Source organism: Bacteroidota bacterium (assembly GCA_016715945.1).
Taxonomy (GTDB): Bacteria; Bacteroidota; Bacteroidia; order Bacteroidales; family F082; genus JALNZU01.
This window is the reverse complement of the sequence record JADJXJ010000003.1, coordinates 477,549-499,487: the sequence shown is the minus strand read 5'-3', so window position 1 is coordinate 499,487 and position 21,939 is coordinate 477,549. Positions and strand designations below refer to the sequence as shown.

General features: G+C 49.9%; 23 protein-coding genes. 15 read left to right on the top strand and 8 right to left on the bottom strand.

Annotated features, from left to right (window positions below):
• Positions 1 to 105: 105 nt before the first annotated feature.
• Entirely contained in the window at positions 106 to 1,668 is a 1,563-nt protein-coding gene (locus IPM52_12390; GenBank protein ID MBK9292407.1) for a DUF2807 domain-containing protein, read from the bottom strand.
• Between the two features lie 78 nt (positions 1,669 to 1,746).
• Here IPM52_12390 and IPM52_12385 point away from each other — a divergent pair, with 78 nt between their 5' ends.
• From IPM52_12385 to IPM52_12365, 5 genes are all read left to right on the top strand, one after another.
• Positions 1,747 to 2,640: a DMT family transporter gene (locus IPM52_12385; protein MBK9292406.1), complete on the top strand. Its 894-nt coding sequence runs from the start codon at positions 1,747 to 1,749 to the stop codon at positions 2,638 to 2,640.
• Entirely contained in the window at positions 2,637 to 3,239 is a 603-nt protein-coding gene (locus tag IPM52_12380) for a YigZ family protein (GenBank protein ID MBK9292405.1), read from the top strand. Before IPM52_12385 ends, IPM52_12380 begins: the two co-directional genes overlap by 4 nt.
• Positions 3,240 to 3,495: 256 nt before the next feature.
• Complete coding sequence (gene dnaA, locus IPM52_12375; protein MBK9292404.1) at positions 3,496 to 4,932, top strand: chromosomal replication initiator protein DnaA; 1,437 nt, start codon at positions 3,496 to 3,498, stop codon at positions 4,930 to 4,932.
• Between the two features lie 112 nt (positions 4,933 to 5,044).
• Positions 5,045 to 6,004 (top strand): pyridoxal-phosphate dependent enzyme, encoded by a 960-nt coding sequence (locus IPM52_12370; protein MBK9292403.1) that lies wholly within the window; start codon positions 5,045 to 5,047, stop codon positions 6,002 to 6,004.
• Positions 5,970 to 6,725: an SAM-dependent methyltransferase gene (locus IPM52_12365; protein MBK9292402.1), complete on the top strand. Its 756-nt coding sequence runs from the start codon at positions 5,970 to 5,972 to the stop codon at positions 6,723 to 6,725. The genes IPM52_12370 and IPM52_12365 overlap by 35 nt, the downstream gene beginning before the upstream one ends.
• Here the strand turns inward: IPM52_12365 and IPM52_12360 are convergent.
• Positions 6,719 to 7,225 (bottom strand): peptidylprolyl isomerase, encoded by a 507-nt coding sequence (locus IPM52_12360; protein ID MBK9292401.1) that lies wholly within the window; start codon positions 7,223 to 7,225, stop codon positions 6,719 to 6,721. The genes IPM52_12365 and IPM52_12360 overlap by 7 nt on opposite strands.
• Positions 7,226 to 7,545: 320 nt before the next feature.
• Between IPM52_12360 and IPM52_12355 the strand changes: the two genes are divergently transcribed.
• Positions 7,546 to 8,346 carry a sugar transferase gene (locus IPM52_12355; protein ID MBK9292400.1) on the top strand — a complete coding sequence of 267 codons (801 nt, stop codon included), beginning with the start codon at positions 7,546 to 7,548 and terminating at the stop codon, positions 8,344 to 8,346.
• A 91-nt stretch (positions 8,347 to 8,437) separates the two neighbouring features.
• Here the strand turns inward: IPM52_12355 and IPM52_12350 are convergent, their stop codons facing one another.
• The 6 genes from IPM52_12350 to pta all read right to left on the bottom strand — a co-directional run bounded on the left by IPM52_12350 (position 8,438) and on the right by pta (position 15,619).
• A complete protein-coding gene (locus tag IPM52_12350) occupies positions 8,438 to 10,531 on the bottom strand; it encodes a hypothetical protein (GenBank protein MBK9292399.1) in 2,094 nt (697 codons plus the stop codon).
• A gap of 39 nt (positions 10,532 to 10,570) precedes the next feature.
• On the bottom strand, positions 10,571 to 11,317 hold the full coding sequence (gene fabG / locus IPM52_12345) for a 3-oxoacyl-[acyl-carrier-protein] reductase (protein MBK9292398.1): 747 nt from the start codon (positions 11,315 to 11,317) through the stop codon (positions 10,571 to 10,573).
• Between the two features lie 78 nt (positions 11,318 to 11,395).
• Entirely contained in the window at positions 11,396 to 12,298 is a 903-nt protein-coding gene (locus IPM52_12340; protein MBK9292397.1) for a cation transporter, read from the bottom strand.
• 96 nt (positions 12,299 to 12,394) lie between these two features.
• Positions 12,395 to 13,615, bottom strand: a complete 1,221-nt coding sequence (locus IPM52_12335) for an acetate kinase (protein ID MBK9292396.1) — start codon at positions 13,613 to 13,615, stop codon at positions 12,395 to 12,397.
• A 21-nt stretch (positions 13,616 to 13,636) separates the two neighbouring features.
• On the bottom strand, positions 13,637 to 14,599 hold the full coding sequence (locus tag IPM52_12330; GenBank protein ID MBK9292395.1) for a 3-hydroxyacyl-CoA dehydrogenase family protein: 963 nt from the start codon (positions 14,597 to 14,599) through the stop codon (positions 13,637 to 13,639).
• Positions 14,600 to 14,602: 3 nt separating this feature from the next.
• Positions 14,603 to 15,619, bottom strand: a complete 1,017-nt coding sequence (pta, locus tag IPM52_12325) for a phosphate acetyltransferase (GenBank protein MBK9292394.1) — start codon at positions 15,617 to 15,619, stop codon at positions 14,603 to 14,605.
• Between the two features lie 213 nt (positions 15,620 to 15,832).
• Between pta and IPM52_12320 the strand changes: the two genes are divergently transcribed.
• From IPM52_12320 to IPM52_12280, 9 genes are all read left to right on the top strand, one after another.
• On the top strand, positions 15,833 to 16,678 hold the full coding sequence (locus IPM52_12320) for a DUF4271 domain-containing protein (protein ID MBK9292393.1): 846 nt from the start codon (positions 15,833 to 15,835) through the stop codon (positions 16,676 to 16,678).
• Between the two features lie 64 nt (positions 16,679 to 16,742).
• Positions 16,743 to 17,507 (top strand): uroporphyrinogen-III synthase, encoded by a 765-nt coding sequence (locus IPM52_12315; GenBank protein MBK9292392.1) that lies wholly within the window; start codon positions 16,743 to 16,745, stop codon positions 17,505 to 17,507.
• Between the two features lie 130 nt (positions 17,508 to 17,637).
• The gene (locus tag IPM52_12310) at positions 17,638 to 18,300 is read left to right on the top strand and encodes a VWA domain-containing protein (protein ID MBK9292391.1); all 663 of its coding nucleotides are present in this window, start codon (positions 17,638 to 17,640) and stop codon (positions 18,298 to 18,300) included.
• A gap of 163 nt (positions 18,301 to 18,463) precedes the next feature.
• A complete protein-coding gene (locus IPM52_12305) occupies positions 18,464 to 18,784 on the top strand; it encodes a winged helix-turn-helix transcriptional regulator (GenBank protein MBK9292390.1) in 321 nt (106 codons plus the stop codon).
• Positions 18,785 to 18,788: 4 nt separating this feature from the next.
• Positions 18,789 to 19,022, top strand: a complete 234-nt coding sequence (locus IPM52_12300; GenBank protein MBK9292389.1) for a TM0996/MTH895 family glutaredoxin-like protein — start codon at positions 18,789 to 18,791, stop codon at positions 19,020 to 19,022.
• Between the two features lie 27 nt (positions 19,023 to 19,049).
• Complete coding sequence (locus IPM52_12295) at positions 19,050 to 19,466, top strand: hypothetical protein (GenBank protein MBK9292388.1); 417 nt, start codon at positions 19,050 to 19,052, stop codon at positions 19,464 to 19,466.
• A 14-nt stretch (positions 19,467 to 19,480) separates the two neighbouring features.
• Positions 19,481 to 20,182 (top strand): sulfite exporter TauE/SafE family protein, encoded by a 702-nt coding sequence (locus tag IPM52_12290; GenBank protein ID MBK9292387.1) that lies wholly within the window; start codon positions 19,481 to 19,483, stop codon positions 20,180 to 20,182.
• Positions 20,183 to 20,189: 7 nt separating this feature from the next.
• Positions 20,190 to 21,509 carry a permease gene (locus tag IPM52_12285; GenBank protein MBK9292386.1) on the top strand — a complete coding sequence of 440 codons (1,320 nt, stop codon included), beginning with the start codon at positions 20,190 to 20,192 and terminating at the stop codon, positions 21,507 to 21,509.
• Positions 21,493 to 21,924 carry a rhodanese-like domain-containing protein gene (locus IPM52_12280; protein ID MBK9292385.1) on the top strand — a complete coding sequence of 144 codons (432 nt, stop codon included), beginning with the start codon at positions 21,493 to 21,495 and terminating at the stop codon, positions 21,922 to 21,924. The genes IPM52_12285 and IPM52_12280 overlap by 17 nt, the downstream gene beginning before the upstream one ends.
• Positions 21,925 to 21,939: the final 15 nt, after the last annotated feature.

Sequence of the window (21,939 nt, the reverse complement as noted above, 5' to 3'; positions counted from 1 at the left end):
CGGAAAACCTTTGGCGTTTTTACGGCAAAATGCGAAACCATTCTTTTGCAAAGCATTGCAAAAAAAACGGGCCTCACAGCCCGCATCAACCTAAGGAGTATCACCTCAGAAACTGGTTAGGGTGAGACCTACGGCAAATGGATACAGCTCCGGCCCGCGATCTTTGATAAACATGGGTGTCAGTGAATAATTTGCAAACAGGTTGACAAATCCCCACCCGGCACGAATGCTGGCATCAAGCTTAAAAGGATTTTGCTGGAAACTGTTGTAGTCTTTCACAATGTTGCGGCGCGTGGCTCCCGGACTTACCCATGTACCCTGAACAGGTTGTCCGTTTTCATCAATCAGGTTGTAGGGCTTGTTGGCTTCAAGAAAAAACAGCTTGGTGTGTGAGCTGAACCTCCAGCCCCCAACCACACCCAGGGCAAGGTGGGCTTTCTCTTTGCGCCTGGAGGTGTTGGTCTGCAATTCGAAATAGACCGGAACGGTGAGATAGGTGTTCACCAGTTTGCTTTTGTTCATGCCTACCCCTTCAATGAAGTAGCCCTTCACCTCCCGGTTTTCGTTGCGCAGCATCACATTGTTGTCAAACCGGTAATTGTTCCAGGTCAGGCCTAATCCGCTGACAATACCAAAGGTGCGGCTTTTATTGAGGGGAATGTTCTGCTCGTAAAAATTCAGGTTCACCGCTATGCTTTTCTCCATCTGCAGGTCGAGGTAGCTCGAAGGCATGTTGAGGCTGAAGTCGGGAATAAGGTAGCCGTTGAGACCAAGCTCCAGGCCGCTCCAGTGGCCGTTGAACTTGTTGCGCTTTGTCCGCTTGAGCGAAACATTACCCTTTTCGTTCACAACCAGTTTGCGGTCGCCCAACTCCACCACAGTCGAGTCGCCATCAATTACTCTGACTTTGACATTACCCACTGTAACGCTCACTGTATCTGTTGAAGGCCTGGACGGAGCTGTCGGCGGCACCGGCACAGCAACGGATTGCGCTTTTTGTTCGATGCGCGCAGGCTCTTTGTCATAACGCACTTTGGCAACTCCGGATGTATTGATTTTCAAAAAGTCCCTGGCATCTATTAATGCGTCCGAGGCCCCGGAGGCATTCACTGTGGTCGAGCTTGTCCGAAGCCCACCTGCAATGAGTCGCGAAGCGCCGCTCATCTCGATGTTATGCTCATCAGCGCTCCCAAGCAAGGTAATTTTTGATGCACCCGACAGACTGGAAACCAGCTTAACAACAGAAACCGACAACTCTGCCGAGGTGGCCCCGCTGCACTTGATGGTCAGATGCTCGGATGTGAGATCGCCCTCTGTCTTTGCTTTCACCGCACCGCTCAGCTCAATCAGCTTCATCTCATTGAAAAACACCGTCATGTCGAGCCGGGTGGCTTTTCGTATGCCGCTGGTCGTGAGCCTCAGGGTGCCATTGCTTACCTTGAAATTGACCAATGGCATCAGGTTTTCGTCGGTTTCGATGATGATCTTATTCTTATCAGCCTGAACCAGAATCAGATTGATGGCACCACCGGCATCCACCGCGTTAAAGTAGGGCAAATCATGGGTTTCGGCAATCACCTTGCCATTGCCTGTGGTTTGTGCGAATAGACCCGATGCAAGAAGGGTAAGTAATCCCGCAAGAAAAAAAGTAGCTGTAATCTTTTTCATTGTTTGAAATTTATTGTTTCCATTCCTGTGACGATTGACCATGCGTATTGTTACAGCCGCCGATCAAATTTTCCTCACTTGCGTGTGGTGTTCCTTTTTAACTTTGCCGCAATCATGTTCGATGCGGCCTTAAGTATACTGTTTTCGGTTTCCATCCTGGTTTTTTTTCGCTTGCTGAAAACCGGATCAGCCAGCACACTTCAGGTGATTACAACCAATTACCTTGTCGCATTTTTTCTGGGCTGGAGCACCAGCAAGGGCAAGCTGGAGCATTTCCCGGCTGCCTGGCCCGAATGGACAGGCATCGCCATCATTCTGGGCATGATGTTCATAGGCACTTTTTTCCTTTTTGCCCTATCATCGCGCAAGGCAGGCGTTGCCCTTACCGCAGTTGCCAGCCGAATGTCGGTGCTCATTCCCGTTGCCGGAGGCATCCTGATATTTCACGAACAAGCCGGATTGGGCCGTTGGATCGGTCTGGCCATCGTTTTTCCGGCCTTTTACTACACCTTATATAATAATGATAACGGAATTGGTTTTAGTCTCCGACAGGCCGCACTGCCCCTCGCCTTGTTGCTGGGCACAGGTATGAACGACCTGCTGATGAATCTGGCCATCCGAAAGCATACCCCGGTGGATATTTCCCTGATGCTGGCTGCCATTTTCGGAATAGCGTTTATAATTGGCTCCACCATAATGTTGTACAATACATTTGTTGCCAGGCAGCCTTTCAATCCTGGCCTAATTCCGGCCGGAGTCCTTCTTGGAACCATCAACTATGCCTCCACTTATTTTTTGCTCCGAAGCATGACTCAGTTTGATGCATCGGTACTTTTTCCCGTGGTCAATGCCAGTATTGTGGTGCTGGCAGCCCTGACCGACTTTGTCTTCTTCAGGCATCAACCGGGTAAGCATCAGCTTGTTGGGATGGTACTTGCAGTAATTTCGATCATACTGATCACTGGCGGATGAGCGGCGATACGGATATCTACACTACCCTCACCGGGGTGGGCGAGGGGCTTTACAAGGAGAAAGGCAGCAAGTTTCTTGCTTTTTCCCACCATGTGGATAGCGAAGCAGAAGCGATGGCCTTGGTGGAGCATTACCGGAAAAAATATTTTGACGCCCGGCATCATTGTTATGCCTGGATGCTTGGCCCGGAACGGACTCACTTCAGGGCAAGCGACGACGGCGAACCTTCGGGCACAGCCGGAAAACCCATCCTGAATCAGATACTCTCGGCCGGCATCACAAATGTACTGGTGGTTGTGATCAGGTGGTTCGGAGGCATAAAGCTCGGAACCTCAGGCCTGATTCAAGCCTATAAGGAAGCTGCAAGAGCAGCCATTGAAAACGCATCCAAGGAGCAACGCACTGTAGATGTGATTGTTACCTTAACTTTTGCATATCCGCTCCTGAATGAGGTGATGCGCATTTGCAAAGAATGGAAAGTGAACCCCAACCTGGAATACGGTCCGGATCAACTGACCATTAAATGCCATATCCGAAAAAGTTTCGCAAAAGATTTCGCTGCCAGGCTCAGCGCCATTTATGGGGTAAAGGTGAACTAAGCCATGAAAACCGCATCCATCAATGGTTTCCATTTCAGCGGCCAAAAATATTTCACCCAAGTTGATCCACCAAGCTTATTTTTTTAAAAAATCAAGCCTAAAAAAACTTTTTTATTCACTTTTTTTCACACATTTTTGTTGAAAACGAAAGCACAGGTCTTAGCCAACCTAAGCCCGTCATATTCAGCGCTGTTCGTTTTTAACAAATGTAAGGGTTGTTTCTCGTTAAACATATTAAGTTGATTTTCAAAGGGTTATGAGTAAAAGGCATGTTGAGGTGTGGGCAAATTGCCTGAAAGTGATTAAAGACAATGTGCATGCACAGAGTTTTAAAACCTGGTTTGAACCAATCAAACCTGTGAAGCTCGAAAACAATGTGCTCACCATTCAGGTACCCAGCCAGTTTTTCTACGAATGGCTCGAAGAGCATTACATCATGTTGCTCAAAAAGACCATCAGAAAAGAGCTCGGGCCTGATGCAAGGCTGGAGTACAGCATCATTGTAGATAACAATCAGGGCAACGGTCAGCCCATATCCGTCAATTATCCCACGAGCAACCACCATGCCACCAAGAACCCATATGTTTCGATGCCCATCGACCTGAGTAAGGGCAACTCGAAAGAAATTCCCAATCCCTTTATCATTCCGGGACTGAAAAAGATCAAGGTTGAATCGCAACTTGTTGAGCGGTTTAGTTTCGACAATTTCATCGAGGGCGAATGCAACCGGCTTGCGCGATCAGCCGGATATGCCGTGGCCGAAAATCCCGGAAAGACAGCCTTCAACCCTCTGCTGATCTACAGTGCCACCGGACTGGGTAAAACCCACCTGGGTCATGCCATTGGCCTGCACGTCAAAAACAATTTTCCCGACAAAACTGTGCTTTATGTGCAGACCGAGCAATTTATCAACCAGTTTGTTGAGGCTTCGCGCAACAAAAACCAGAACGACTTTGTCCATTTCTACCAGATGATCGATGTGCTGATCATCGACGACATTCAGTTTCTTGCCGGAAAAGACAAAACCCAGGATGTTTTCTTCCACATTTTCAACCACTTGCATCAATCAGGCAAGCAACTGGTGATCACCAGCGACAAACCTCCAGTGGAGCTCAAAGGCATGGAGCAAAGGCTGTTGTCGCGTTTCAAGTGGGGATTGGCTGCCGACCTTCAGACGCCGGAATATGAGACCCGCATCGCAATCCTGAAAAAGAAAGCCTACAACGACGGCATCGAGCTGCCCCAGGAAGTTATTGAATACCTGGCCCGCTCAATCAACACCAATGTGCGCGAAATGGAAGGCGCACTCATCTCGCTCATCGCACAGTCGTCGCTCAACAAAAAAGCCATCACCCTCGACCTGGCGCGTCAAATGATCGACAAGTTTGTCAAGAATACGGTGAAGGAACTTTCGATCGACTACATCCAAAAAGTTGTCTGCGACCATTTTGGTCTGCCGGTCGAACAGCTGCACTCCAAAACCCGCAAACGTGAGGTGGTGCAGGCCAGGCAGGTAGCTATGTACTTCTCGAAAAAACACACCAAATCGTCGCTCGCATCCATCGGCATGCACTGTGGCAACAAAGACCACGCTACCGTATTGCATGCCTGCAAAACAGTGGCCAACCTGTACGAAACAGATAAAAGGTTCAGATCCAACCTGATAGAAATCGATAAAAAGCTTCAGCAATAGCAATCTGCCTCATCAGCCCGTCGCTCAAGGCGGGCTTTTTTGTTTGCCGCATTCCGGTTAGGAGCTTTTGGGCTATTTTTATGCGTCGAAATGCGAAACCCCATATCTCAGGATGAAACTTAATCATGTGCCCACTGCAGCCGATATTGTCGAAGCGCACAACATCATCAGGCCATACATTCACCGTACCCCGGTATTGAGTTCAACACTGCTCAATGCAATTGCAGGCGCTGAACTCTGGCTAAAGTGCGAAAACTTTCAGAAAGCGGGGGCTTTCAAATCGCGTGGCGCCCTGCACGCCACACTAAGTCTGCCGGCAGACCAATTGCGCAAAGGTGTGGCCACCCATTCGAGCGGCAACCATGCCGGAGCGCTTGCCCGTGCAGCAAAGGTATTAGGCACCAAAGCCTACATCGTGATGCCAAACAACGCTCCCGCAGCCAAAATAGCTGCTGTGCAACAATATGGAGGCTTCATCACGTTTTGCGAACCCACACTCAGCGCCAGGGAGCAAACCCTGCGCGAGGTGGTTGCCCAAACCGGGGCACACGAGATTCATCCCTACAACAATTACGACATCATTGCCGGCCAGGCGACAGCCACCGTCGAGGCCCTGCAGGAAATCACAAAGCCCGATTACATCCTGTGTCCGGTTGGCGGAGGCGGATTGCTTAGCGGCACATTGCTGGCTGCCAAATATTTCTCACCTCAAACAAGGGTCATAGCCTGCGAGCCTAAAGGTGCCGACGACACCTGGCGCTCATTCCAATCGAAAACACTGATTCCCAGTACGGCGCCAAAAACTATTGCCGACGGCCTGCTTACCTCGCTGGGCAGCCGAACCTTCCCCATCATTATGGAACACTTGCACGATGTGCTTACAGTGGAGGACGACGAGATTATCTCCTCCATGAAACTCGTCTGGGAACGTATGAAAATCATCATCGAGCCGAGCTCGGCTGTGCCGGTGGCCGTGGCCCTGCGACACAAAGACCTCTTCCTCGGAAAAAAAATATTGATCATCATATCCGGAGGAAATGTGGACCTCGATAAACTACCGTGGTATGGCTGAGGGAACTGTCTATCTTGTGCCTTCGCCCTTAAACACAGGACAGGAGGCCCTGCTCGAACTGCCGGCTGCCTCTGTGCAAATACTTGCTCAAAGCCAGCACTTTATTGTGGAAGACCTGCGAACAGCCAGGCGGTTGATTGCAGCAGTTCCCGGCCACAGACCTATTGATGAGCTGAAATTTGCCCTGATGGGAAAACACGACAACATGTCGGAAGCCACAGCCATGCTGCAGCTGGCCAAAGCTGGTTCAGATATTGTTGTGCTGAGCGAAGCCGGCTCGCCCTGCGTGGCCGACCCCGGAAGTTTTGTGGTAGCTGAAGCCCACCGCTTAAGGCTGAATATCAAACCCTTATCCGGCCCATCATCCATTATCCAGGCACTTATGGCCTCCGGATTCAACGGGCAACAGTTTGCATTTCACGGCTACCTGCCCATAGCCTCAGGCCAGCGAAAGGAGGCCATACGTAAAATGGAAAAACTAATTTACACGGCCAATCAGACCCAGATATTCATCGAAACACCTTTTCGCAACGAGGCTTTGCTGAATGACCTGATTGCCGTTTGCCAACCTTCAACCCTGTTGTGTGTGGCAGCAGCCATCGGTTCGGCACAGGAAAAAATTATCAGGTTTCCTGTGAGCTGGTGGAAAAACAGCAGGCCTTCCATAGGAAAGGTGCCTGCTGTTTTCTTACTTGGTAAAGAGCTTATCGTAACTCAATGATGGTGGCCATGGGGGCCGTGCACGTGACCATGCGCAAGCTCCTCGGCAGTGGCTTCGCGTACTTCGAGAATTGTGCCGGTAAAGTGAAGATTCATTCCTGCTAGCGGGTGATTGAAATCCATCACTACGGCATCATCAGTCACATCGAGCACAATGCCATCCACCGGATTGCCATCCTGATCCTGCATGGTGATCTGGTTGCCGATTTCGAGCAAGCCTTCCTCAATTTCACCATCAATCTCGAACATGCTTTTTTCGAGTGAGTAAATCATTTCCGGGTTGTGCTCGCCATATGATTCAGCTGCGGAAATGCTAAAACTGAAATTGTCGCCTGCCTGAAGGCCGTCGAGCGCTTTTTCGAATGCCGGCAAAAGGGTTCCGACACCAAAAAGGTGAACAAAAGGGCTGTCGCTTTCAACTTTCTGAATCAGATCGCCATTGGCATCATCTTCGCGCAGCTCATAAACGAGCGATACTACTTTGTTGTTTCCTACTTTCATAAGGGTGTTTTAACGGATAGCCAACGGAAACGCGCAAAACGGTAAACCGGTGTCTGATCCAGATGAATAATTTTTTTTGCAAATATAACACTTTCAAAGATTGGGCTATGCTAATGCATTTGCAAAGAAACATATACCAAATTGTTTATCAATATATTAACATTTAGATCATTACCAGATTTTCGTTCCGGCCAAACATTCGGCCTCCAAAAAATATTCACAATCATATGTTGATGGTTCAACAATTCATTGGCACGGAACTTTTATTTTAATCGTTACATTTGTCGCCGGCCTTGCGTAAGGCAATCCGAATCCTGAAGATGAAAAAATATTTCGATACCAACCAGGCTGAGACGTTTGCTCATTTTCGCATCGGATGGGGAAAACGATTGTTCGATATCATTTTCTCCACCATTGTGCTTATCCTTGCTTCGCCTTTTATGCTTCTGATTGCACTTGCCATCAAGCTCGAGTCGAAAGGTCCGGTATTGTATAAATCCAAACGCGTGGGCACAGGGTACGATGTGTTTGATTTCCTGAAATTCAGGTCGATGTACGTGGGTTCGGACCAACAGCTAAGTTCGATCTCCGATATGAATCTTTACCTGATCAGCAAGTCGAAAGATGCCATCGCATCCGAGGCCGACAAATGCCCGCAATGTGCCGCCCTGGGCCGTCCGTGTTCACCTGTACTTTATATAGATGGGCATGCCATATGCGAAAACTGGTATTTTTCATTAAAAAGCCGGACAAAAAAGAATGTTACTTTTTTCAAGGCAAAGGACGACCCCCGCATTACCAGGGTTGGTCGCTTCCTGAGGAGGTTCAATCTCGATGAGTTGCCGCAGTTTATCAATGTGCTGAAAGGCGATATGTCGGTGGTAGGCAATCGTCCCTTGCCGCTTTACGAAGCCGAAAAGCTCACCACTGATCAGTATGCCTATCGTTTTCTTGCCCCTGCCGGCATCACAGGATTGTGGCAGATTCAGAAAAACCGCTACCAGTCGGAGGAGGAACGCATTGCGCTCGACAACCAATACGCCATGATTGCATCTCCATGGAAAGATCTGGAGATCATTCTGAAAACGATACCTGCCCTTTTCTACAGCAGCAATTACTGAGTCGTTGACTTCTACCTATGCCCTGCTTTCCTTATTCAGCCTGTTGTACCTTTCTGGTGCCACAGCATGAAATTATTTTCCGGGCAAAGCTCTAATATGAACCCAGATACTTGCGCAGCAACCACTCTACCGAGAGAAGCACAAGCAGAAGCACAAGTGCCCATAGCTGCCCGAGCACCGGGCTGAAATCCAGGCTGAAACTCGCCGTGCTGGTAATGCGTTTGTCGTTGCGAAGTAGCTGAGCCAGTTCATCAATCTGATCAAAATGGATAAACTTTCCTCCGGTGAGCGCCGAGATGCTCCGGAGCAGGCGATGATTGGCCTGAAGGTTGCGCAGCTCGGGCGATTCCGAAGCTACCGAGAACCGGCCTTCGCGTGTCAACACCTCTCCCGCAAGGGTAGTTTGGGCAAGGTAAGAATAATCGCCCGGTGGAAGTCGGCCGATATTCAGACGGTAATCCGATTTTTCGGTCCGATAAAAAGCATAGTCAAACTTTACGTCCTGACCGGTTATTGTCATCAGCAATTCAGGCTCGTTCACCAATTCCATGGTCTGGTTATAAAGCTCGGCACGAAAACTGACTTCGTCGTTGCGCGAGAAAACATTCTCGGTGAACAATCGCAACCTTCGCTCTTCAGGCCTGATAATCAAGTAATTGATTGTTTTACGAATGATATCATTCACCGCATCATTGTTCCCGTTCCGTTGAAAATCGGCCAGGCGCCAGCGCCAAAGTCCGGTGCCGGTCACAAATGCCATCCTGCGTGCCGGGCTTTCATAAAAACTCCATAATGGATATGCCGTTTCCACCCCGCGAAGCCGTTGCCTGAAAAGCGGCACAGCAGGCGCAAGAATCTCCCAGTCGGACAGGCGCGCATTCAGGGCAGGCAATCCGGGAATGCGATTCATTTTATCCTCTTCCATGCTGAACAGGCCGAATGTCTTTTCGGCCCAGGCAAATGCATCCGCAAGGGCATCCTGACTAAACGGCCGCATGCGATAAACCTCCTGCATGCGGTTGAAGGAAGCTTCATCGGTGCGTGGACCATTGATAAACCACACCGGCAAGCGGGGGTTTTGCTGTATCAGCGCAATCAATGGTTCCGCATTGCCGCCACGAACCGGTAATTCGTGCAGGATGAGCAGGTCAGGAACTGTTGACATTCCGCTCCAGGCGTTTGCATAAGCTACTTCTAATTCATAATAGTCGGATGCCGCAGCCTGAATGGCTCCCAGGTCGGGATGGGGAGAGGCGGCCAGCAACAGGATTCTCTGTTTCTGTCCCATCACTTCAACAAAAAACTCCCTCCGGTTATTAGACGTAACACGCTCATTTTCAAGCCCTGTGATTTCGACTAAGAACCTACGTTGGCCTGACGGGGCTTCACGCACCTGAAAAGTGAAAGCACGCTCCCAACCCTCAGCACCCACAAGTGCCTCCGCGCGACCAATCAGCTTTCCGTCCATGAGCAGGCTGATGGACACCTTCGAGCCTGCGGCATCGCGCGCCAGTGCGTACACCTCCACCGGAAACTCGCTATTGCTCCACACCACCCTGTTGTAGCGCACATCAGCTATCGCCAGGTCAGGATAGGTATTTGTATCGCCCAAACCAACCGTATATACAGGGAAAGGCATCCTGCCGGCGGGCAACAGCGGATCAATTCCGGCATTGTGAATTCCATCCGATAGCAGCACAAGCGCCCCTACATTCTGGCGGTAAAACAAGCCGGGCAAAAGGGTCAGCGCCTCAGCCAGGTTGGTGCGTTCATCCTCGAACCGGGGCATCCGATTGTCGGCCAGCCTGCTTCCGAACACATAATGTACCGGCTGCATTCCTTTGGATAGCGAAGAAACGACCTCTCCGATGCGTGACTGATATCGCGCTGCAAATTCACCCGTTGTGTCGTTTGCTGCCACCGAAACCGAATTGTCGTGCAGGAAAATTATCCTTGGTTGTTGTATGGTGCGCCGGCTTTGCCTGAAAAAAGGCCCGAGCAACAATCCGGCTATGAGACTGACTACAAGAAAACGAAACAGAAACAGCAGGACGGTTGCCCTTCTGGAGAAAGGCGTGGAAACCTTTCCATAATAAAGCAACAAGGCGTAGCCCAGCCCGGCAAGCAAAGCCACGGGGGCAAGCCAGAGGGAGTGCTCGGTGAGCAACCGGAAGTCCTGAATCATCTATTTGCTGTAAGAGCGCACTTCATGCGCTTAGGTAAATCACATACTCATCCCGCCACACACGCTGATGACCTGCCCTGTAACATAAGAGGAGAGGTCGGAAGCCAGGAACACAGCCACATCGGCCACATCTTCGGGCTTGCCGCTGCGGCGCAGGGGAATGGTGCTGATCCATTGCTGGCGAACGTCTTCAGGAAGTTTGTGCGTCATTTCGGTTTCGATAAAACCGGGTGCAATGGCATTGCAACGCACGCCCCTGCTCCCAAGTTCCTGTGCAATGGATTTGGTAAAACCGATCATCCCGGCTTTCGAAGCGCTGTAGTTGGATTGACCGGCATTGCCGTTTACACCAACCACCGAACTCATATTGATAATAGAACCTCCTTTTTGCTTCAGCATAGTGCGCTGAACTGCCTTGGTAAGGTTGAAAACCGACTTGAGGTTGACAGCCATCACAATATCCCAATCCTGTTCGCTCATACGCATCAGGAGGTTATCGCGGGTGATGCCGGCATTGTTTACAAGAATATCGATGCGGCCAAAATCGGCGAGCACCTGCTCGGCAAGTTTTTCGCTATCGGAAGTTGAAGCAGCATTCGAGGCATAACCTTTCGCCCTGACACCCATAGCCAGCAGCTCGTTTTCGGTGCTTTCCATCAGTTCATCACGGTTCAGGTCCGAAAAAGCCACATCGGCTCCGTTTGCAGCAAAACGCATGGCTATGGCCTTGCCAATACCCCTCGATCCGCCGGTGATGAGGGCAACTTTTCCTTCAAGAAGTTTCATAGGTGTTGTTTTGATTTGAGGCCAAAAGTACAGGATTTTGGGAAAAGAGCAGCCGGGGCTTGATGAACCGGCTTCAGATTACTTCCCGTAGTAGGGCTCAATGTGCACGCCCACATGGGTTTGGAGGCCAAAACGCCGGCGCAGGGCCTGCTCGACAGCCGTGGCAATTTCGTGCGAGGCTTCTACCGAAAGATGTTTATCTACTTTCACATGCACCTCGATGGCCAGTACATTGCCAATCTTCCGGGTCTTGAGCCGGTGAAATGATTTCACACCTTGTTGTCCGCCTATCAAGGCAGCTATTTCGTCGTTAACATGCGCCGGAAGCGAGGCCTCGAGCAATTCGCGCACGCTGGGTATGCCCAGGTCCCACGCAACTTTGACGATAAACACACTCACCACCATGCCCGCAATCGGGTCGAGCACACGCCATCCCTCGCCCAAAAAAATTGCTCCACCAATACCCAATGCAGTGCCAACGGACGACAAAGCATCGGAACGGTGATGCCAGGCATTGGCCACTACTGCATGACTTTCAATATTTTGACCCACTTTGCGCGTCCAGCGAAACAGCCATTCCTTGACAAGAATACTTACAAGCGCTGCCCAGAGGGCAAGCTTTCCGGGTTCATCAAGTACCTGACCTCCGATGGCAGCAAAAACCTTTTCGAGCGATTCCCAAAAAATGGCTACACCCACTACCATGAGTGCAAAACTGATCAACATGGTGGCAAAGGTTTCGTATTTGCCATGGCCGTAATGGTGCCCGTCGTCGCTGTCCTTCCCGGAGATACGCAGAAAAGTGAGCACAACAAGATCGGTGACGATGTCCGACAAGCTGTGAAAACCATCCGCCAGCATGGCAGCACTGCGTCCGCTAATCCCGGCAAATATCTTTCCGGCAGTAAGCACAATGTTGACCAACATGCCGACCAATGTGACACGCGAAGCTTTGTTGCTGCGTCCGGCTTGAGCTTTCATACGACATCAAAGTTATAAAACCCGGGAAAAATTATCAATAAAAAAACCTGAGGTCTGGTGTCTGTCCTCAGGTTTATATCAATCCGAACAAGTGCTTCAGAGAACCTTCTGGCCTACCTTGCTGTAGATTTCGTAGGTGTCGGCAGCGATCATGTATTCTTCGTCGGTGGGCACAACCAACACCCTGACCTTTGAGTCGGGGGTGCTGATTTCAACTTCTTTGCCACGCACGCTCATCGACTTTTCTGCATCGATCTTCACACCCATAAATTCCAACCCTTCGACTGATCTGGTGCGGGTTACGGTGTCATTTTCGCCAATACCTCCGGTGAAAACGATGATGTCGACTCCACCCATGGCAGCGGCATAGGCACCAATATATTTTCTTACCCTGTACTGATAGATTTCCAATGCCAGGCGAGCCCGTTCGTTGCCCTGCTCGGCGGCAATCTCGATATCGCGCATATCGGACGATATACCTGAGATGCCAAGCATGCCCGAAAATTTATTCACCAGGGTGCTGGTGTACTGGATGCTGGTTTCTTCCTTATCGGCAATATAAAGCAGCGCTCCGACATCAAGATCGCCACAGCGGGTACCCATCACCAACCCTTCGAGCGGGGTCATACCCATGCTTGTATCCACCGAACGGCCTTTGTCAATAGCTGCCAGCGAGGCACCATTGCCAAGGTGACAGGTGATGATGCGCTGGGTGTGGATGTCGACACCCAGAATTTCGCAAGCACGTCTTGACACATATTTGTGGCTGGTACCGTGGAATCCGTAGCGACGAATCTTATACTTCTCGTAAAGTGAATAGGGTAATCCATACAGATAGGCCTTGGGTGGCATGGTTTGATGAAATGCCGTATCGAACACACCTACCTGCAACACCTCGGGCAGAAGCGCCTTCATGGCATAAATACCCTTGAGGTTTGGCGGGTTGTGCAGCGGTGCAAGGTCAACGCATTCTTCGAGTGCCTGAATAACTTCGTCGGTAATAAGCACACTGCCGCTAAACTTTTCGCCTGCATGCACCACACGATGGCCTACAGCGGTGATCTCGCTCAGGCTTTCCAGCGAGCCGTACTTTTTGCTGATCAGAACGCCCAGCAGGTATTCGATACCTGCCTGGTGGTCGAGGATTTCGCCTTCAATTTTTGCTTCCACCCCATCATTGCGCTTGTGCTTGATGGCAGCGCCTTTCAGCCCGATTTTGTCCACTATGCCCTTGGCCAGCACCGTGCGGCCGGGCATCTCGAACAATTGATATTTTATGGATGAACTTCCGCAGTTCAGAACAATGATCTTCATCAGTGTAAAGTGTTGATTAGATGGTTATTTTATTACAGCACAAGTCACAGTGTGGTCAACCGGCTTACCTGATTTGTAATTGTAGAAGCCGCGGCCGGTGAGGCGTCCCAGGTATCCTGCTCGCACAAGCCGTTTTATGATGGGAGAGGGCTTGTATTTTTTGTCGCCATATTCCTGGTATAAGTTCTCCATGTAGCGCAACACCTTGTCCAGTCCGATGCGGTCGGCCATCTCGAAAGGCCCCAGCAGGTAACCGGTAGATTCGCGCATGGCCAGGTCAATGTCGCTCACCGATGCAACTCCTTCCATGAGCACCTCGCAGGCCTCGTTGATGGTTACCACCAACATACGGGTCACAATATTACCAGGCGATTCGTTCAGCCGGATGACCTTTTTGTTGATCATGCCGGCAAAACGCTCTACAATGGCATAGGCTTCATCGCTTGTGTTGGTTGCCCTGACAACCTCGACGATATTGGTTTTGCTAATTGGCAAAATGAAATGCAGGCCAATGGCGCGCTCGGGATATTTGAGTACGCTGCTCAGGTCGCTGATTATCAGGGTGGCTATGTTGCTTGCAATGATGGCATCAGGCCTGACCACGGCTTCAATGTTCCGGAATATTTCGCGGCGGATTTCGAGGCTTGTGCCTTTCTTTTTCGAACTGATTGCCTCGATTACGATATCGCAGTCAGCCAGGTCTTTGTATTGGGTTGTGCCAGAGATCCGGCTCAGGATCGAACGCTTTTCGCCGGGGGTAAGCCCCCAGTGGTTGATCACCTCATCCAGGGCCACACCTATTTGCTTGATGGCTTCATTTACCTTCTCTTCGGTCAGGTCCAGAAACACCACATCCAGGCCATATTCGCTGGCTGTGCGGATAATTTCCTGACCTACTGTACCGGCACCGACCACCCCGATTTTGTGGATGCTGCCTTTAGGCTGGGGACGTTTGCCCAAACTGAAATCGGCTAAACTTTCACTCATTTTTTAATATGTTGTTTGCAGTTGTTTATTGGGTTGATTGGCAGTGATAGCCACAAGATTAACGATATCCTCCACCGAACATCCCCGGGAGAGGTCGTTGATAGGCGCAGCAAGTCCCTGAAGCACAGGCCCTATGGCTTCGGCACCAGCCAGACGTTGCACCAGTTTGTAAGCAATATTTCCTGTTTCGAGCGAAGGGAAAACAAGCACATTGGCCTTGCCTGCGATATCCGAGCCAGGGGCTTTGGAACGCCCAACGGATTCCACGATGGCTGCATCGGCCTGCAGCTCACCATCGATGGAGAGATTCGGATTTAACTGACGTGCGAGTTCGGTGGCTTCAATCACTTTATCCACACGCGGATGACGGGCGCTGCCTTTTGTGCTGAAACTCAGCATGGCCACACGCGGCTCAATGCCGGCAATGCTTTGCGCTGTTTCGGCCGAGAGGATGGCGATTTCGGCCAGTTCGGCAGCCGTCGGGTCAGGATTCACTGCACAATCGGCAAATACCAGCATGCCGTTCTCGCCATACGACCTGTCAGGAACCAGCATGATGAAAGCACCGGAAACTGCACTGATGCCGGGTTGTGTTTTAATGATCTGAAAAGCAGGACGAAGCACATCGCCGGTGGTATTTGCAGCTCCGGCCACCTCGCCATGTGCCTGCCCATCCTTGATGAGCAGCACAGCAAGATACAGAGGGTTCTTCACCAGTTCGGCAGCCTGCTCGCGGCTGAGGCCTTTTGATTTGCGCAGCTCAAAAAGCATTTCGGCGAAATATTCCTGCTGGCTGTGATTGAGCGGATCAATGATCCGTGCCTGTTTCAGGTGTCGAAGGTTATGCTTTTGTGCAAACGATGCAATGAAATCGGGCGAACCCAGAATAATCAGGTCGGCAAGCTGCTGCCCGAGAATGATGTCGGCAGCTTTTAAAGTGCGTTCCTCCGATCCTTCAGGCAATACAATTGTCCTTCCGGCCAGTTTTGCCCGTTCGCGGATGTGTGTGATGAAATCCATGGTATGGGAGTTGTTGAGTATTTGTTTGAACAGAAATGTGTGTTTTGGCGGTGCAAAATTACCGCTTTCCTGCCAAACAGTGCCTGTATTTGTTAACAAATTAACAAATTAGTATTTTTATATGATATTGATTATGAGTTTGTTAATTATTTCGTCACTAATCTAAAATCAATATAAATTACTAATTTTGCCGGCCAAAATACCATCCAGCTCGTGACAGCCATAGCTGAAGCCTTCAAACCAGATACAAGTCTGGTGTCAACTTCGGGAGTTTTGCTTCATGGAAACGACGGTTCATGGGAGCTTTACCCTCCTTTGCAGCGCGTGCCTGTGGGCAAACTAGTACAAACCGAACAAAGTCCGGCCCTGGTGGTGGTGCCACGAAACAACGACTCACAAACGCCATATTCACAATGGCTTGGAAATATCGTCCTGATTTCGTTTGCCCTCATGGTATTTTTCCGGCTCACCTATCCCCGGCGGTTTACCCAGTTTTTCAAAGCAGCCTTAAGCAACAAGGGGATGTTTCAGCTATTGCGCGAGTGGAGCCCGATGAACATTTTATCGCTGCTCTTCAGCCTGATGCATACCATCGGTTTTGCGATATTTATCTACGCAGGGGCGACAATTCTGGGATCGACGATCTCTTTTACCAACAAATGGATCATTGACATCCTCATCCTCTCGGCCATAACCACTTTTGTGGTTTACGGCAAATACCTAACTATACTTATTCTGGCCTGGATGTTTCAGCTTCGCGAAAGCGGAAGGCGATATCTTTCGAACCAGATTGTGTTCAGCTTCCTGATCAGCTTGCTGCTTTTCCCCGTGCTGTTGTCGATAATTTACAAGCCTTCCACCGGAGCACTCATCACTTCTGGCGTATTGCTCGCCCTGTTGCAAGGGTTCAGATTGGCAAGAAGTTTTGCTATTGGACTGTCCGAAAGGCACATCCCTTTACACTATTTATTTTTCTATCTTTGCACCCTTGAAATCGTTCCGCTGGTTCTGTTGATCAAGGCGCTGAGTATCGTGGTTTCCGGCCAGGCATTTTCCTGATAAAGAACTCTTTACGAAGACCCACCTTACCAGTAGGACCGACAAAAAAGATGAGGTTTAGCCGATGAGAATCAAAAAGGTACTGGTTTCGCAACCCAAACCCACAGATTTTGAGAAATCGCCTTACGGTGAGTTGGCCAAAAAGTACGGCCTTCAAATCGAATTCTTCAAGTTTATCAAGATCGAGGATGTACCTGCCCGTGAGCTGAGGCAGGAGCGGCTGAACCTGGGCGACTACTCGGCGGTTATCCTGACCAGCCGCAACGCAGTGGATCATTACTTCCGCATTGCCAAAGAGATGCGCTTCGAAGTGCCCGAAACCATGAAATATTTCTGCATTTCGGACTCCACGGCTTATTACCTCCAGAAATACGTGCAATTTCGCAAGAGAAAGATTTTCTACGGCAAGCAGAGCTTTCAGGACCTGATGGACGTGATTCGTAAGCACAAGGATGAGAAGTTTCTCCTGCCTTGCTCCGACATCCATAAGGACACCATGGTGGAACTGCTCGAAGAAAACTCCATCAATTTTCACAAGGCCGTCATGTATCGTACGGTTGCCGCCGACCTTTCCAAAATCAAGCTGGAAGATTATGACCTGGTGGTGTTTTTCAGTCCTGCCGGCATCAAATCGCTTCAGCAAAACTTCCCTAAATTCAAACAGGGCAACCTGCTCTTCGGAGCCTTTGGCCAAAGCACCTGCGATGCAGTGAAGGAGGCCGGTTTCGAACTTCACATTCCGGCCCCAACCAAAAACAGCCCCTCCATGACCATGGCCATTGAGGAGTTTATCATCAACGACCTGAAAAAGAACGGCAAGAAAAAATAACCGTTCAGCCCTTTAGTTTTCCCCAGGCTTGGGTAAGCCGCTCAACAGGAGCACAAAACTATTGTGTCAGCGACATGTTTTGACGCAGAGTGTGAATAGTTTTGCCCTCCCAAACCAAAATAACCCAGGCATGCAAAATTCAACCACAGTAAAAGTTTTCAACCTGATTGTACTCGACGAAAGCGGCTCGATGCAATCCATCAAGGAAGAAACCATCAGCACCTTCAACGAGCTGATCGACACCATCCTCAAGGCAGAAAAGGACAATCCGGGTCAACAACACTATGTAAGCTTTGTGAGTTTCAACTCATCCCGTATTCATACCCATCTCGACCGTATGCCTACGGAAAAAATCCGCAAACTTGATCATCACAGCTACCAGCCCGATGCCATGACTCCGCTCTATGATGCACTGGGCCAAAGCCTGACAAAGCTCGAAAATGCCCTCATTAAGGAAAATGACATTGCCGTGCTGGTATCTGTGATCACCGACGGAATGGAAAACGCCTCCAAAGAATTCAACCGACAAAGCATTGCGGCACTCATCGAAAGGCTTCGGCAAAAGGGCTGGACGATTACCTACATGGGAGCAAACCAGGATGCTGAACGGGTGGCTTTGACGATCAACATTGTGAACGCCATCAATTTCGACGCCAGTACCAAAGGAATGGACGATCTGCTGAACAGGAAAAGGAAGGCTATGGAGCGATATTACTCGGATATGAACGACCGATCGAAGCGCCATTCGGAAAAGAAGGACTACTTCAGCGACGCTGAAAACAATACGGATTAACCTCCAATCCACGGCACGTCCGCACGGTTGCTTCGTACGCACAGCATCGTGAAGTAGTTTAGAATTGCTCTAAATTCTACTATTCGCATAAAAAAGCCTTGCGAATCCTTGCCGGGTTCTGATGTGCCAGCTACATTTGTTTCGTATTTTTACGAAACACGAAATGAGCGCTGATTCAACAGTTTATACTTCAAAACAATTGCAGCTGGCCCGGTATGCGAGGGCACTCGGACATCCGGCACGGGTGATGATTGTTGAACTGCTTTCGGGACAACATTGCTGCTACAGTGGCGACCTGGCCAACGATCTGCCTATTGCCCGCTCGACCATCTCGCAGCATCTGAGCGAACTCAAAGATGCCGGGCTGATCAAAGGCGAAATTTTGCCTCCTCGCATCAGGTATTGCCTGAACCGTGAAAACTGGGAAGAGGCCCGAATGCTATTCTCTCAGCTGTTCTCCGAAAACAACGACCCCAATCCATAATCCTATGAAAAGCATAAAAATCCTTGGCACCGGCTGTGCCAAATGCAAAGCCCTTGAGCAAAGGGTGCGCGAGTATGTAAAAGAAAATCAGTTAGATGCCGATATTTCAAAGGTCGAAGATATTGTCGATATCATGGCCTACGGCATTATGCGCACGCCCGGACTGGTAGTCAACGAAAAAGTTGTGCTTAGCGGAAGGTTACCTTCGTACGACGAACTGAAAGATTTAATTGGCTGAAATAATCAGAACAAACAGTCCAAAACCATGAAAAAGCAGATTGTTTTAGTTTTGCTGGTTTGCAGCGCGTTGTACGTTGAGGCACAAACAGTTGCACAGAAAAACAGCAAACCACGGCTGGAGGTATATTACACCCATGCTACCAATCGCTGTCCGGGTTGCAGAGCCATCGAAAAAGAAACCACCGAGACCCTGAACACCATGTTCAAAGACAAAATGAACAAGGGTGAAATTGTGCTTCACATTGTTAATGTGGACTTAAAGGAGAACCAGGCCATTGCCGAGCAACTTCAGGCATGGGGATCGGGGCTCTATCTGGTGAAGGCTGGCGAAAGCAAACCAAGCGTTGACCTCACCCGCGAAGGTTTTTCGCTCGCGCGTTCCAAACCGGCAGAATTTCGCACTGTGCTGGCTGGTCACATCGAGCGATTGCTCAGGCAATAAACTGACATAGTGTAATGGACACCTTACAGCAATTGCTCGACAGTAGTTCCTGGCCTGTATTGAGCGCATTTTTGCTTGGCCTGATGACTGCTGTCAGCCCATGCCCACTTGCCACCAATATTACGGCCATCGCCTTCATCGGCCGGGATGTGAACAACCGTAGAAGGGTATTTTACAATGGACTGATCTACACCCTTGGAAGGGCAATTTCCTACGCCGGACTGGGTATTGTGCTATATTTGGGAGCGAGCAGGTTTGCTGTGGCGCGCCTGTTTCAGCATTGGGGTGAGCGTTTGCTCGGCCCCCTGCTGATCATTGTAGGTCTTTTGATGCTCGATGCGATCAAACTGCACCTGCCATTGATGGACAACATAACCAGAAAGTTTGAGCAAAATAAAGCCTTTGGTTTCTGGCAGGTTTTATTGCTGGGGATGGTATTTGCCCTGGCGTTCTGTCCTTACAGCGGCGCCCTGTATTTCGGCATGCTCATTCCGCTCACCATCGCAAGTCCCGATGGACTAATGCTTCCGGTGTTTTTTGCGGTTGCAACGGGTTTGCCCGTAATCCTCATCGCCTGGTTACTCGCCTTTGCCGTGTCGGAAGTAGGAACATTTTACAATCGCCTGAAAACTTTTGAACTCTGGTTCAGACGCATTACTGCGGTAGTGTTTCTTCTGGTGGGCTTTTATTACACCCTTATTTATTTCATCAACTAACAGCCTTATGGAGATCAGGAAAGAACTCAGGATCTTGCTTTGGATAGTTGCAGTCTTTTTGTTTGCATTTTTTCTGCCGCTTGAAAACGAACGCTTTACAGGAGCCATATTAGCCTCGCTTGATCTGGCACGCTGGTATGCCCGCGAACACGTGATCCTTTGTCTGCTTCCGGCCTTTTTCATTGCCGGCGTAATCAGCGTGTTCGTCAGTCAGGGTTCGGTGATCAAATATTTTGGTGCCGGTGCAAAAAAATGGCTTGCCTACCTGGTGGCTTCCGTTTCGGGGACCATACTTGCCGTTTGCAGCTGCACCATCTTGCCCTTGTTCTCCAGCATCCACAAGCGCGGCGCCGGTCTTGGGCCGGCCATTACCTTTTTGTATTCCGGTCCGGCAATCAATATTCTGGCCATCATTCTGACAGCCCGCATTCTCGGCTTCGAAATCGGGATAGCTCGTGTGATTGGCTCTGTGGTATTTTCGATTGTCATCGGACTTGCGATGGCATTTATTTACCGTAAGGAAGAAAAAGCAAAGCGAGATCAGCAACAGAAATTTCCGGTCATGCCCAATAAAAGGCCTTTGTGGCAAACCTCTTTCCACTTTTTCACCCTGGTGTTTATTTCAGTATTTGCCAACTGGGGAGCTCCTGCCAGCGAAGAGACCAGTGGCCTCTGGTATGCCATCTGGAGCCATAAATGGCTGATTACCTCAATCTTTGGGCTGATGCTTGCATTTTCGTTGGTTTATATTTTGAAAATCAGGTGGACCTATGTACTGGCAGGCACAGCCATCACAGCTTCTGCAGCCTTCTCATTTGCATCTCCGCTCGTTCCAATGGTTGCAGGCATTGCCTCGCTCAGCATCATCACGCTTTTCGACAAACAAGATCCTGAAAACAGGGAATGGACGCTTTCGAGCTGGGATTTCGCAAAACAGATCATGCCTCTGCTGGCTGTTGGTGTGCTTATTGCCGGTTTCCTCCTTGGCTCAACGCACGATGCAGTTGCAATGCCGGGAATTGTACCAAACAGCTGGATTACCGCATTGGTTGGAGGCAACTCGCTGTTCAGCAATTTCTTTGCTTCAGTGGTTGGTGCATTCATGTATTTTGCCACCCTGACCGAAGTACCTATTCTGCAGGGTTTGATTGCCTCGGGCATGGGCAAAGGCCCTGCGCTTGCCTTGCTGCTTGCCGGCCCTTCGCTCTCGCTACCCAATATGCTGGTTATCAAGGATATCCTTGGAACACAGAAAACCATGGTGTACGTAATGCTTGTGATTGTAATGGCAACAATTAGTGGTTTGATCTATGGATACTTTTTCTGACAGCCCCACCCTGTCCGAACTGCAGGCGCATTGCTTTGTTTTGTCAGGGCTCCGGTTTATCAGTGCACGCGAAGCCTGGCCCCTTTTGATGCGTGGCCTGCTCATGGTGGATCTCAGGCCGGTGTTTGCCAGGGCCGGCAAACAGCCCGACATCCCCAACCTGCTATCCTTACCTTACACGGAACTTCCCCACAAAATTGCTTTTCTGCCACGCGATAAACCACTGATTCTGGCCGATGCAGTAGGTTTGCGCAGCAAGGAGTGGCTCATCCGGCTCAGCGGGATGGGCTTCGGCAACATGGTGTCGCTTGCCGGAGGGTTTGTGGATTGGGAACGAAACGGCTTCCCGATGAAGACCGACCGCGCTGATCAGTTGCATGGTGGTTGCATGTGCCAGCTCAGGAAAAGAATTTGAGTCAGGGGCAGGTTA

Bases quoted from the DNA above. Each gene is read 5' to 3' on its own strand.
- IPM52_12390 (MBK9292407.1), bottom strand. From the start codon at position 1,668: ATGAAAAAGATTACAGCTACTTTTTTTCTTGCGGGATTACTTACCCTT.
- IPM52_12380 (MBK9292405.1), top strand. From the start codon at position 2,637: ATGAGCGGCGATACGGATATCTACACTACCCTCACCGGGGTGGGCGAG.
- dnaA (MBK9292404.1), top strand. From the start codon at position 3,496: ATGAGTAAAAGGCATGTTGAGGTGTGGGCAAATTGCCTGAAAGTGATT.
- IPM52_12370 (MBK9292403.1), top strand. From the start codon at position 5,045: ATGAAACTTAATCATGTGCCCACTGCAGCCGATATTGTCGAAGCGCAC.
- IPM52_12365 (MBK9292402.1), top strand. From the start codon at position 5,970: ATGTGGACCTCGATAAACTACCGTGGTATGGCTGAGGGAACTGTCTAT.
- IPM52_12360 (MBK9292401.1), bottom strand. From the start codon at position 7,225: ATGAAAGTAGGAAACAACAAAGTAGTATCGCTCGTTTATGAGCTGCGC.
- IPM52_12355 (MBK9292400.1), top strand. From the start codon at position 7,546: ATGAAAAAATATTTCGATACCAACCAGGCTGAGACGTTTGCTCATTTT.
- IPM52_12350 (MBK9292399.1), bottom strand. From the start codon at position 10,531: ATGATTCAGGACTTCCGGTTGCTCACCGAGCACTCCCTCTGGCTTGCC.
- fabG (MBK9292398.1), bottom strand. From the start codon at position 11,317: ATGAAACTTCTTGAAGGAAAAGTTGCCCTCATCACCGGCGGATCGAGG.
- IPM52_12340 (MBK9292397.1), bottom strand. From the start codon at position 12,298: ATGAAAGCTCAAGCCGGACGCAGCAACAAAGCTTCGCGTGTCACATTG.
- IPM52_12330 (MBK9292395.1), bottom strand. From the start codon at position 14,599: ATGAGTGAAAGTTTAGCCGATTTCAGTTTGGGCAAACGTCCCCAGCCT.
- pta (MBK9292394.1), bottom strand. From the start codon at position 15,619: ATGGATTTCATCACACACATCCGCGAACGGGCAAAACTGGCCGGAAGG.
- IPM52_12315 (MBK9292392.1), top strand. From the start codon at position 16,743: ATGAGAATCAAAAAGGTACTGGTTTCGCAACCCAAACCCACAGATTTT.
- IPM52_12310 (MBK9292391.1), top strand. From the start codon at position 17,638: ATGCAAAATTCAACCACAGTAAAAGTTTTCAACCTGATTGTACTCGAC.
- IPM52_12305 (MBK9292390.1), top strand. From the start codon at position 18,464: ATGAGCGCTGATTCAACAGTTTATACTTCAAAACAATTGCAGCTGGCC.
- IPM52_12300 (MBK9292389.1), top strand. From the start codon at position 18,789: ATGAAAAGCATAAAAATCCTTGGCACCGGCTGTGCCAAATGCAAAGCC.
- IPM52_12295 (MBK9292388.1), top strand. From the start codon at position 19,050: ATGAAAAAGCAGATTGTTTTAGTTTTGCTGGTTTGCAGCGCGTTGTAC.
- IPM52_12290 (MBK9292387.1), top strand. From the start codon at position 19,481: ATGGACACCTTACAGCAATTGCTCGACAGTAGTTCCTGGCCTGTATTG.
- IPM52_12285 (MBK9292386.1), top strand. From the start codon at position 20,190: ATGGAGATCAGGAAAGAACTCAGGATCTTGCTTTGGATAGTTGCAGTC.
- IPM52_12280 (MBK9292385.1), top strand. From the start codon at position 21,493: ATGGATACTTTTTCTGACAGCCCCACCCTGTCCGAACTGCAGGCGCAT.